8 protein-coding genes are annotated in these 10,798 nt (G+C 60.3%); all 8 read right to left on the bottom strand.

The features are described 5' to 3' along the window. Window positions 1-187: 187 nt before the first annotated feature. The 8 genes from priA to CLG94_RS12855 all read right to left on the bottom strand — a co-directional run bounded on the left by priA (window position 188) and on the right by CLG94_RS12855 (window position 10,728). Entirely contained in the window at window positions 188-2,698 is a 2,511-nt protein-coding gene (priA, locus tag CLG94_RS12890; protein ID WP_107564085.1) for a replication restart helicase PriA, read from the bottom strand. 391 nt (window positions 2,699-3,089) lie between these two features. After that, the gene (locus CLG94_RS12885; protein ID WP_107564084.1) at window positions 3,090-3,794 is read right to left on the bottom strand and encodes a hypothetical protein; all 705 of its coding nucleotides are present in this window, start codon (window positions 3,792-3,794) and stop codon (window positions 3,090-3,092) included. 256 nt (window positions 3,795-4,050) lie between these two features. Then, on the bottom strand, window positions 4,051-4,746 hold the full coding sequence (locus tag CLG94_RS12880; protein ID WP_153062407.1) for a hypothetical protein: 696 nt from the start codon (window positions 4,744-4,746) through the stop codon (window positions 4,051-4,053). A 294-nt stretch (window positions 4,747-5,040) separates the two neighbouring features. Continuing rightward, on the bottom strand, window positions 5,041-5,370 hold the full coding sequence (locus CLG94_RS12875) for a carboxypeptidase-like regulatory domain-containing protein (protein ID WP_107564082.1): 330 nt from the start codon (window positions 5,368-5,370) through the stop codon (window positions 5,041-5,043). A 150-nt stretch (window positions 5,371-5,520) separates the two neighbouring features. After that, window positions 5,521-6,435 carry a C1 family peptidase gene (locus CLG94_RS12870; protein WP_107564081.1) on the bottom strand — a complete coding sequence of 305 codons (915 nt, stop codon included), beginning with the start codon at window positions 6,433-6,435 and terminating at the stop codon, window positions 5,521-5,523. Between the two features lie 80 nt (window positions 6,436-6,515). Next, the gene (locus CLG94_RS12865; RefSeq protein ID WP_107564080.1) at window positions 6,516-7,253 is read right to left on the bottom strand and encodes a uracil-DNA glycosylase; all 738 of its coding nucleotides are present in this window, start codon (window positions 7,251-7,253) and stop codon (window positions 6,516-6,518) included. Between the two features lie 14 nt (window positions 7,254-7,267). Then, a complete protein-coding gene (coaBC, locus tag CLG94_RS12860; RefSeq protein ID WP_239993260.1) occupies window positions 7,268-8,506 on the bottom strand; it encodes a bifunctional phosphopantothenoylcysteine decarboxylase/phosphopantothenate--cysteine ligase CoaBC in 1,239 nt (412 codons plus the stop codon). Window positions 8,507-8,526: 20 nt separating this feature from the next. Then, window positions 8,527-10,728 (bottom strand): lytic transglycosylase domain-containing protein, encoded by a 2,202-nt coding sequence (locus CLG94_RS12855; protein WP_161954188.1) that lies wholly within the window; start codon window positions 10,726-10,728, stop codon window positions 8,527-8,529. Window positions 10,729-10,798 lie beyond the last annotated feature (70 nt).

Below are 10,798 nucleotides of genomic sequence, written 5' to 3'. Positions count from 1 at the left end.
CGGCGCTCTTCCAGTTGTTCAAGTGGTGTTGTCATAAGGCCTCCTTATCTGATTGCTCAATTAACAATCAGATGATAGGCCAAAAAAAGGGAAAAGTCAATATTACCCATAAATTTGTCTTACACCCGCCTTCAGCAGTCAGCAAGAGAAGCTGAACGCTGACGGCTGAGTGCTAATAGCTGCTCGTTCAACACAGATTGACGGGATCGACATCGACCTCGATGCCCACTTGTTCTGACGGCGGGAGCAGCGCAATCGTCTCCTTGACCCAGTGATGCAGTGTACTCGGGTCAGGACCTTTGGCGAGGATCTGCCAGCGATAGCGTCCTTTCAGCCGGTAAAGCGGCGCCGGAGCCGGTCCCTCGATAGTAAGGGACGAAACGGCCCGTTCCAGGAGAAGGCTGGTGAGCCGTTCGGCTTTCTCTTGCGCGTGGCCCTCTTTTGAAGAGGTGACCAGGAGCAGGACGAGGAAGCCGAAGGGAGGAAGGCCGCGCTTCTCTCTGAGTGGCTGCTCGATTCGGTACAGTGCTTCATAATCGTGATTGCGGGCTGCGAGGATACTATAGTGATCCGGGTTGTAGGTCTGAACCAGCACCTGACCAGGCCGGTCGCCACGGCCGGCCCGTCCGGCCACCTGTGTGAGCAGGGCATAGGTTCGTTCCCCGGCCCTGAAATCGGGGAGCACCATCGAGGCATCGGCAGAGAGGACCCCGACCAAGGTAATCCCGGGGAAGTCGTGCCCCTTCCCAACCATCTGCGTTCCGATCAGGACCTGCGTCTGTCCCTGCTCAACGGCCTTTAGTATCTGCTGGTGCGCCCGCCGTCGCCGCGTGGTGTCACGATCCATCCTGGTCATGGTCGCGTCCGGCGCAAGGAGCCGAGCAGCGGCCTCTACCTGCTGCGTCCCATACCCTAGGAATCCGAACGCGAACCCACCGCACTTGGGACAGCGGGCGGGCGGGCGTTCTCGATGATCGCAGTAATGGCAGCGCATCCTGGCGTCCACCGCATGGTAGATGAGCGGTAGGCTGCAATGTGGGCAGTGCAAGGCGAAACCGCAGTCACGGCAGAGCAGTACTCTGGCGTAACCCCGTCGATTCAAGAACAGCAAGACCTGCTCCCCTTTAGCCAGCGTCTCCTTGATCGCGTCCGCCAGCCGTCGGGAGAAGATGAGCGGAGCGCCTCGCACCTCGCACTTCGCACGTTCTTCGCGCATATCTATCAGTGTCATCGAGGGCAGTGTCCTGGCTTCAACCCGCTCTGGAAGCAGGAATAGTCGGTAGGCCCCTTCCTTGGCACGATGGATACTTTCAAAGGCTGGGGTCGCGGAACCAAGGAGGACTGCAATCCCAAGCATCTGCCCTCTGGCCAGGGCTACATCCCTCGCGTGGTAGCGCGGCTCATCTTGCTGCTTATAAGAGTCGTCGTGCTCTTCATCGACCACGATGAGGCTAAGGCGAGAGAGAGGGGCGAAGACCGCGGACCGCGTACCCACGACGATATCGGCCATCCCGCGCTTGATGCGGTACCACTGATCCAGCCGCTCGCCAGGCGAGAGGCCGCTGTGCAGTAGTGCGACCCGGTCCCCGAAGCGGGAGCGGAATCGATCGGCAGTAACAGGGGTCAAGGCGATTTCCGGAACGAGTACGAGCGCCTGCCTTCCCTGTCGTACCACCTCGCCGATCACTCGAAGATAGACCTCGGTTTTCCCGCTCCCCGTTGCGCCATGGAGCAGTGCCGGGAAAAATGTGCGAGAGGGTAGTCCCGCCAGGAGCCCATCAATCGCTGTTTGTTGGGCTGAGTTGGGCTCAGGCCAGGAGCCCGTGGCAACAACGGGCTCTTCCCAGGGAGACCGCTCAACCACCTCCGTAACTCGACGGATGAAGCCTTTGGCGATGAGGCCGCGAACCCCGGAGGCGCCAGCGAGGACTGTGGCCTCTACAGACGTGAGTGTTGATCCTGATTGCAGCAGGCGATCGAGTAACGAGGCCTGTCGCGGCGCCCGTCGTCGGAGAGCGGCCAACTCGGCCTCCGCAGAGGCGCGGTCGACGGCCAGGCCGAGCAAGGACCGATAGGCAGGCCGAACCAATGGCAGGCATTCGCGGTATTCCACCCTCGCCAGGTTCTGTCTGACAAGCATGCGGATGAGACGATCGACCTCCTCGTCCGGCCACCGCTGTTTGAGGGATGAAAGCAGCATCCGGCGTTGCACTTGCAGAGCGGCAAGCATCTGCTGCTGGAGGGGGCCAAGCTTGCCGGCCTCTTGGGTGAGGCGCTCCCCGCTTAACGTATGTGGGAAAAGGTCCGGAGACTCGATGAGCTCGACAGTCCGAGCCGTCCTACGATCGATCCCAGGGGGCAGAGCTGCCCGAATAACCAGCCCCCACGACGTCAGATAGTAGTCCGCTATAAGGCGTGTGAGCTCCAGCATGTGGTGATCTAGCAGCGGCTCGGGGTCCAGGATCGCGTCAATCGGCTTGAGTTCTGATGCCTGATGCCTGACGGCTGACGGCTGATCGCTGAACGTGTGGAGACCGACAATATACCCGGTCACCAGGCGAGGGCCAAGCGGCACGAGGGCTCGCTTGCCGACCTCAACCTGTTTCTGTAAATCGGACGGGATGGTATACGTCAGGACCCTTCGTGGGGGAACCGGCAGGGCGATTTCAACGAGAAGATGGTCAGGTTCGGTGGCCATATCCCGACTATAGCCGAGGCGGCCCTCCCCTGTAAAGGATCGTGGCGAAGATGAACGTCGCCTAGAAAAGACTTCTTGATCGAAGACCGACTATGGTCATTCCGTTGATGGTTGATACTCTGCGGCTTGCCGCGAGTTCGTCATACCGGCGGAAGCCGGTATCCAGAGGGCCAGACTGGATTCCGTGTCAAGCACGGAATGACGGGTCATGACAGAAGACGATACCCCGCAGCTTGCTGCGGGGTATCTCATTGAACTCAAGCTAGTCCGTCCAGGCTACCTACCCCGTCCTTTGGACCGGCAGGATCCGGCTCAGGTCCTCCGCTAAATCGCCACAGGCTACTCTGACAATCCCAGGATTGATGTCAAAGACTTTCGGGGATGATCCGGCTCACTCATTGCCTATCTGAGGTGCGCTGACCAGCACTTTGTGCCGTATATTCTTCTTCATTTTTGGCGACGCAGAGCCTATACCGGCCGTCTCCTTGATTGTTGCTGTGATGGACCGCGGCGGTCGTGCGGAGACAAGACCAAAGAAGTAGGTGCTATCGCCCTCGCTATCGAGGCGCCCGGCGCAGACGGGAGAGTCGAAGCGAAACGTGAGCATGTTGTGGTATCGCTCAAAGGAATCGAGGCCTATCTTTCCAGGACCGCCGCTCGTGACGACATAGGCCAGATCTCCAGTCTTCCCATCGCCATTATAATCCAGGGTGTCGATGATGGGACCGAACTCAAGCGCTATAGAAAGCTGACAGGGCATGTACTTGACCTTACCGAAATCCTCGACATCAACCATGGTCTCAACGGCCTTCGAGAGGTCAATCCGGTACTCGTACCCATACAGACCGCTCGCCGGCGTACCTGACTTGCCCACGAAGGTGCGAGTCTGGAGGAAACTCGTTCCCCCAGCCGCCACCGGGATAGGAGTGGTGCCACTGTCGGTAAAGGTCACCGTACAGGATGGATCAAAGAGGCAGTAAATGGTTGAAGCGCTTGTATTAACGGCTTTGAGGCGGAGCTCGCTCCTGCTCCGGCATCCCGCAGCAAGGACCACACTCAGCACCACACAGATCAAGGCAGTCACCCTTCCGGTCATCCTTTTACTCCCCCTTTCCCTCATAGTCACGCCTGGGTGTCACGTATTCATCTGTTTCTTTGCGATCGGCTTACAGGCGCTCAGTGGTTTCTCAAGTCCGAGCTGAAAAGATGAGCATGTTGCCCACTGCCTTTCGTTACCCGCGCAACACGTTCGCCTTCCTCTACTCTCCCGCCTTCTTTTCAAAGAGGAGACGTGTCAGGATCCACCTACTTCACTTTCTGGCTCCATTATAGCAACTTGATGGCTCCTTACCCTATGTTTTCTTCCCCACCAGCTTCAGGAACTCACTGTTGTCGAGGGGCCGTTCCCGAGGCGTAAAATAGTCCTTTGGGAACCAGATAAGCTTGAGGGCTATGCTTTTTAGTTCCCCCTCAGTGTGGACGCTGGAGAGGGCGAGCGCGATTCGGTTGCCATCAGGGAAGAGGGTATTGTCGGTAAGGGGGAAGTCAAAGTGGGTGAGGGTGAACGCCACGCTTGAGTCCAGCGACCCCCCTTTCGTGCTGATGGCGACGAGCTGCAACTTCAATCGATGATTGGCCCAGTCGGCTTCGTCTACGACAACGGTCAATCGGTGTTTCCCGTCGGGTGAGGTTAAGTCGCCAATCGGCTCTTGCAGTTTCGCCACCACCTGATACGGCCGTTGCTCATTGGCGACGAGCGAATCAAACACCGCCTTCTGTGAGGGGGTCAGCGGCGTCTCCGTGATGGTCAGCACGTCAACCCTGGCCCCTGCCCCATCAGAGCTATTGCCACTCCCCTCCTTTCTCAGCGAGGCGATCTGCCGATCAATGATCCGATCAGCGACCGATCTCAACGACCTGCGCGCTTCCTGTGCCCCCTCGTTGGCGAGTCGCCTGTCCACCCGGTCGAACAACGGCTTCAACTCGAAATGCTCATGGAAATTGAGGGCGAGCAGCTCCACCAGCAGTCGTTCCCCGTCGGCGGACATACCGTCTCCTCGCCTCGGTCCGGCGATCGGATCGATAAGGCTGCTGAACATGGAAGCCCGGAGCTGACTCTCGGCCTTTTCACGCTCACTGAGTAAGGTAGCGCTGGACATTTGCCCCTGAAATTTGTTCGCATAGTACGCCCCTACCCAAGTCGCGACCGCAACCACAACAGGTACGGACACCTTGGCAATTGCATTGATCCAATCCAGGATGCGCCCTGAATGTGGTTCCCCCGGGGCTGGCTGTGAACTCGACCCTTCTTCCGGGTTACCTGGCATGCTTCGCTCCATCCCTTACTTGAGGTAGATATTTTGCTGAAGCGGTTCTGAATGGCTCTGGATCACTGCGCTCCTGCCATCGCTAAACTCCACTGTATAGTTGCCAGGAGGTAGGAAGATACTATACCCCCCGCGCTCATCCGTCTTCACACGGTCGTTGACGACCTTGCCCGCAGAATCTTTCACGCGGAAAGTCCCCCCCGCTTGAAATTTCCCATTCGTATCATTGACGCGCCCGGATATCAAGCCGGCATCGGCAGGGATCGGCCCAAAGAAGGCCAGGGTTGCCGTGAGTGCGATGCCAGCGCCAGTGAACCTGAGCTTGCGCCACCCCATCTTCAGCATGGACTACCTCCTTGATTGTCTCTCAATCCGCTCACTTTTCGCCTTTCCCTACATGGCGTGAGGCGTAACGCCAAGCTTGCCCTCTAGAAAGACAGATCAACTCTGCCTCCGGTAGTCCAGCCACTACGACGTTGTTGACCGATGCAATCCTTAAAGCTTGAACGCCCCGGTATCCACCCACTCATTTTTCAGGAGTGACCACCAATCCTCGGCTAGTCCTTTCAGTATATAGTCGTAAGGGAGCCAGCCATATCCGTGGTCGCCCCATACTGTTCCCCAGGAGTTTCGGATGAGCAGGGCTCCTACGGTTTCGACGCCTCCCGGGTTCGTGTTCTTAGTCTTCATGGCGTTATCATACCCCACGGCCACGATGGCATGCCCGCCTGACACCTTTTCCCCAAGGGTAGGGCAGGGGATCTTGCCGGTCTTGTCCGCCTGGGAGATCGAGGTATAGACTGTAAACCCGAACATTGACGGCAGCCCCGCCGCCAGATTGGTCTTGATACGGGTGAGCAGGGTCGGTTTGCTGGTGCCGGTCGGATCGAGCCGGTAGTACTGAATCGCCTGAAAGTTCTGGGCAAAGGCATAGCAGAAGGCGCTCGGTTCCTTGTCGAAGTCGGCAATAGCATACGGCCAGTACTCCTCTGGCGGAACGCCGAACAGCACGAGGGCCCCCATCGTACTCCTGAGGAAGGCGCCCGTATCCCCTGTAGAAAGCATCAGGTTCCTGGTCGTCTTATACAGAAAGAGGCGGGAAGCGTCCAGATGATGTCCGAAGGCCCGGCGCTCAAAGTACTCCACCACCCCCACCCCCGCATTGGCCGTGCAGGAGCCCAAGGCACCCTGATCCTCAATAGGGGCGCACCAGGTCCTCAGATCAACAGAGGCCGGCAGCGTCTTTGGGGGTACCGCGGCCCCCACCTTTTTCAGCATTACCTTGACCGAGTCATGCTGGCCAAGCGCCTTGAGTCGTGGAGGTAGCTCATCCAGTTCGATCGTGTGATCCCGAAAGTCCGGGTAGTCCGGCAACCACCCCATGCCTCGCTGCTCATTCATCTCCGTCATGAGCGTGCCTCCTGCGCATTAGCGCTACTAAGTTCTTCTTCCGGAATTGGTTAGCTCCTGCACCGACTCCCTCCAGACCGTCAAGAGGATTCTGGACCTGAGGCGATGTGTTGTGATTTGGTGAGCTTCTCGTATTCTCGCATCAGGAGCTTCATGTCCTCCCACACCGTCTTTTTCTCGTGCGGGTTGCGCAGCAGGTACGCAGGATGGAAGGTGGGTAGAACCGGAATCCCGTGATAGTCGTGAAACCGCCCACGCAGTTTTGAGATCGGCTCCTTGGTGCGCAGGAGCGTCTGGGCCGCAAAGGTGCCCAGCGCGCAAATCAATTTCGGCTGGATGGCCTGAAGCTGTGCGACCAGGAACGGCTCGCACGCGGCGATCTCGTCCGGCTCAGGGTTACGATTGGCCGGGGGTCGGCACTTGATGATGTTACAGATATAGACCTGCTCGCGGGTGAGCTTCATCGCCTCAATGATCCGGGTGAGCAGTTGTCCCGCTCTTCCCACGAACGGCTCGCCCTGTTGGTCTTCGTCCGCCCCGGGCGCCTCCCCCACGAAGGTGAGCCATGCCTTCGGGCTCCCGACCCCAAAGACGATATTCTTTCGACCCTGGTGCAGCGTACACCGCGTGCACTCCCCCAGCGCCTCCCGTACCTGGGTGAGTGGCAGTCCCCCGATTAGGGCATTCGGGGGTATGGAGGGTGCAGGCCGCACCCATGAACGTGCCGGCCAAGCAACGTGCAGGCGTTCCACCCCCATTAATTGCTGCCGACGCAGGTGGGCGCGCGCCTGGCCGATTAGTTCCCGGAGTTCGTCCATCTCAGCTCCACCCTCTACCCTCCACCCTCTACCCTGTTTTTCTGCTGCCGGAGGCCCACCACGCGGTCGAGGATGTGACGCGCCACCTGCCGTTTGGGAAGCAGTGGGAGCTCTTCAGCCCCCCCTGCCGGATCGAGTAGGATCACCAGATTGGTGTCGCACGCGAACCCGGCCCCGGCCTGGCTCACGTCGTTCGCCACGATCAGGTCGAGCTGCTTGGCCATCAGCTTATGGTGAGCCCGCCGCACAACCTCGCCGGTCTCGGCCGCGAAGCCGACGACAATCCGTGCGCCCTTCTGAGCACCAATCTCTTTAAGGATGTCCGGAGTAGGCACCAGTTCCAGCGTCAGGGGCGCCTCGCCTTTCGAGAGCTTGGCGTCAGCCGGCTGCGCGACACGATAATCGCTGACCGCGGCTGCTTTGATCACCACCGTAGCCTCGGCCAATCGGTCCAGCACAGCCGTGCGCATCTGCAGGGCGGTCTCGATCTGGATGAGTTCGACCCCCGTAGGCGGGCTCACGTGGGTCGGGCCACTGACCAGGATGGTACGCGCGCCTCGCGCCACCGCTTCCTCTGCCAGGGCGTACCCCATCTTGCCGGAGGCGCGGGTACTGAGGTAGCGTACCGGATCGATCGGCTCACGCGTCGGGCCGGCGGTGATCAGGATCACCTCGCCGCACAGGTCGCGTACGGGACAGAGCGTCTCGGTCACGGCCTGCACGATCTCGCCGATCTCGGACAGACGGCCGGGACCCCACACGCCCGAGGCCAGCTCACCAGTCGCCGGACCCACAAGTCGCACCCCCCAGCCCTGCAATCGCGCCAGATTCTCTTGAACGGCGGGGTGGCGGTACATGGCCGCGTCCATGGCGGGCGCAAGCACAACCGGCCGCGTCCACGCCAGGAAGAGGGTGCTCAGTAGATCGTCGGCCAGCCCCTGAGCGAACTTGGCGATGGTATTGGCGGTGGCAGGCGCGACCAGGAGCAGGTCGGCCTCATGCGCCGTGGCGATGTGCGGCATCGTCGTCTCGTCCTCCAGGGTCACACGGTCGGTCATTACCGCCTGCCGCGAGAGGGTGGCAAACGTCAGGGGGGTCACAAAGCGCTGGGCCGAGGCGGTCATGACGACCCGAACACCGGCCCCCGCCGTGGTGAGCGCCCGCACAAGCTCTACGGCCTTATAGGCGGCGATACTCCCGGTCACGCCCAGCACGATCTGTTTCCCCTGTAGCGTCATTTGCCCGTTGTCCACACCTTCCTCCACCCTCCACCCTATCCTTTACTATACTGCGCTCGATAGCGGTAATAGCTTCCGAGGACCCGCTTCACATACGCTCTCGTCTCTGAGAACGGGATCTCTTCAATGAACTCGTCATCAGTGCGATCCCCCAACCGTCCCAACCAGCGACGCACCTGGTTTGGCCCAGCATTGTATGCGGCTAAGGCCCTGGCCCAGTTGCCCTTGAACTCATCGAGCATCATCGCCAGGTATCGAGTGCCAAGCGCAATATTATTGGCCGGCGTGTCGAGCTTCGTCGGATCCCCAGAGCTGCCTTTCGCATTGGCCATGTAATTGGCGGTTGTGGGGAGCAGTTGCATCAGCCCAACAGCCCCGGAAGACGACACTACCCGTTCGCTAAACGCGCTCTCCTCCCGAATCAGCGCAACAACCAGGTATGGATCAAGGGTATACTGCGCGCTCTGCCCCCGTACCAGATCCCAATATCCGAGCGGGTAGAGGAACTCCCAATATCTCGGCACCGGCCCCGCGGGCCGACTGTGGGCATACAGCGGACGAAGGAGGCGCTTCGCGATCGCCACACTCTTATCGAGATAACCCAAGTCGAGCAACGCGCTACAGGCCTCGTATAAGAGTCCGCGGTCTTCCGCAGACCGCCCTGCGAGGGCCCAGAACTCCTCTGATGCCTCCTCCCGCAGGTTCAGATCCTTGAGCAGTCTGGCTTTGGCCACCTCGGAAGAACAGGGTTGAGGGGATAGGGTACAGGGTACAGGAACGGCTAACCCCTGACCACTGACCCCTGAAGGCTCGCTTGGCGTGGCGAGCGCGAGGGCACGCGCAGACTGTGGCTCCAGCGTCTTCAGGCGCAGACGCGTCTGTTCGACGTAATAGTCCTCGTTCTTGTGGGTACTGAGTAGCCCTCGGTACGCCGCTACAGCCTTCCCCCTCTTTTTCAGACCTTCAAGGACCCGGCCCTGCCAATAGAGAGCTTGCACCTGAAACCGCGAGGCTGACGCACCCCTCGCGTGCAGTCGTTGCAGATCAGCAAGTGCCTCCGTAAGAGCCGACTGTCGATAATGGATCCAGGCCCGAGTCCAGAGGGCGGCGTCGGCGAACTGGCTAGACGGGTGGTCCCTGAGGAGCCTGGTGAGAGCCCGTACAGCCCGTTTCGGTTTGCCATCGTCACTGTACTGGAGCGCCATCAGGTAGAGTGACTCGGCGCTAAAGGGACTATTCGGATAGGCGTCGACCAGGCGGGTCCACGTTGTGATGGCTTTTTCGCTGTCGTTAACTCTGACATGGCTTCGCCCGGTCCAGTACAGCGCTTCCGCCGAATGAAGGGAGTGGTCCTGACCCAGAGGCGACAGGAGGCTGATGGCTCGGCTGTAGTCCCGGCGGTGAAAGTAACTGACGCCGCTCCAGAGCCTTGCGCGAGAGGCAAACCTGTCCCGCGCTCTGTCGAGAGGGGGCGAGCCATCGCTTCCCCGATCGGGGTCGGGGACAGGCAAGAAGGGTGTGAACGCGGTAATTGCCTGGGCGTACTGGCTGCTACGGTACAGACTGAGCGCCCGATCGAACTGCTCATCAAGGGTGAAGGGTGGTACTTCTGCCATTGAGGCCAGGAGTTCGCCGGCTCGAGCCGCCTCCCGGCTCGCCGGCCACTTGAGCCACAGCTCGCGTAGCAGTGCTTCGGCCTCCCGGCGCTTATCCGCCTTGACGGCAATCTCTGCCAGCGCGAGTTGCGCTTCCCGTCGCCTCGCCTCGCCTGAGGCGTGGGCCAGGTAATCCCGGTACGCCTCCTCAGCCTGCGCGAGTTGGTTAGCGTCGGAATAAAGCCGTGCGCGCTCTTGTCGAGCTCGCTCGGTGAGCAGGCTCCCCGGATGCTCGTGAAGCAGGCGCGACAGTACAGCCAGCGCCCGAGAGTTCAGGCCAAGGGTCTGATAGGCTGATGCGGCGTAGTACAGGGCATAATCCCCAAGTACAGGCACCTGCGTTGCGGCCACCTCCAATGCGTCGGCGGCCTCCTGCCACTGCTTCTGTCGGTACAGCACCACGCCCAGGAGGAAGTTGGCCTCGTGGGCTTTGGCGAAGCCATCGCGTTGCCGCAGATCGTCAAGCAGGGGCGCCGCGCCATGGTAATCGTGGGTCCCGATGCGCGTAAGCGCCTCCTGCCACAGAGATGTTGGTGGCGTTTCAGGCGAGGCGGTGGCGTGCAGCGGTGCCAGCAGTAGCATCAGCATCACCGTCATGCCCGCAGGCGTACATCTGCGGCGTCTATTGCGTCCATTGCGGGCGGCGTCTATT

It is taken from the genome of Candidatus Methylomirabilis limnetica (genome assembly GCF_003044035.1).
Taxonomy (GTDB): domain Bacteria; phylum Methylomirabilota; class Methylomirabilia; order Methylomirabilales; family Methylomirabilaceae; genus Methylomirabilis; species Methylomirabilis limnetica.
The sequence above is the reverse complement of the archived record's forward strand: the minus strand, read 5'-3'. Positions and strand labels throughout refer to the sequence as shown.

Coding starts and splice junctions, on each gene's coding strand:
- priA (WP_107564085.1), bottom strand. CDS start 2,698: ATGGCCACCGAACCTGACCATCTTCTCGTTGAAATCGCCCTGCCGGTT.
- CLG94_RS12885 (WP_107564084.1), bottom strand. CDS start 3,794: ATGACCGGAAGGGTGACTGCCTTGATCTGTGTGGTGCTGAGTGTGGTC.
- CLG94_RS12880 (WP_153062407.1), bottom strand. CDS start 4,746: ATGTCCGCCGACGGGGAACGACTGCTGGTGGAGCTGCTCGCCCTCAAT.
- CLG94_RS12875 (WP_107564082.1), bottom strand. CDS start 5,370: ATGCTGAAGATGGGGTGGCGCAAGCTCAGGTTCACTGGCGCTGGCATC.
- CLG94_RS12870 (WP_107564081.1), bottom strand. CDS start 6,435: ATGACGGAGATGAATGAGCAGCGAGGCATGGGGTGGTTGCCGGACTAC.
- CLG94_RS12865 (WP_107564080.1), bottom strand. CDS start 7,253: ATGGACGAACTCCGGGAACTAATCGGCCAGGCGCGCGCCCACCTGCGT.
- CLG94_RS12855 (WP_161954188.1), bottom strand. CDS start 10,728: ATGCTACTGCTGGCACCGCTGCACGCCACCGCCTCGCCTGAAACGCCA.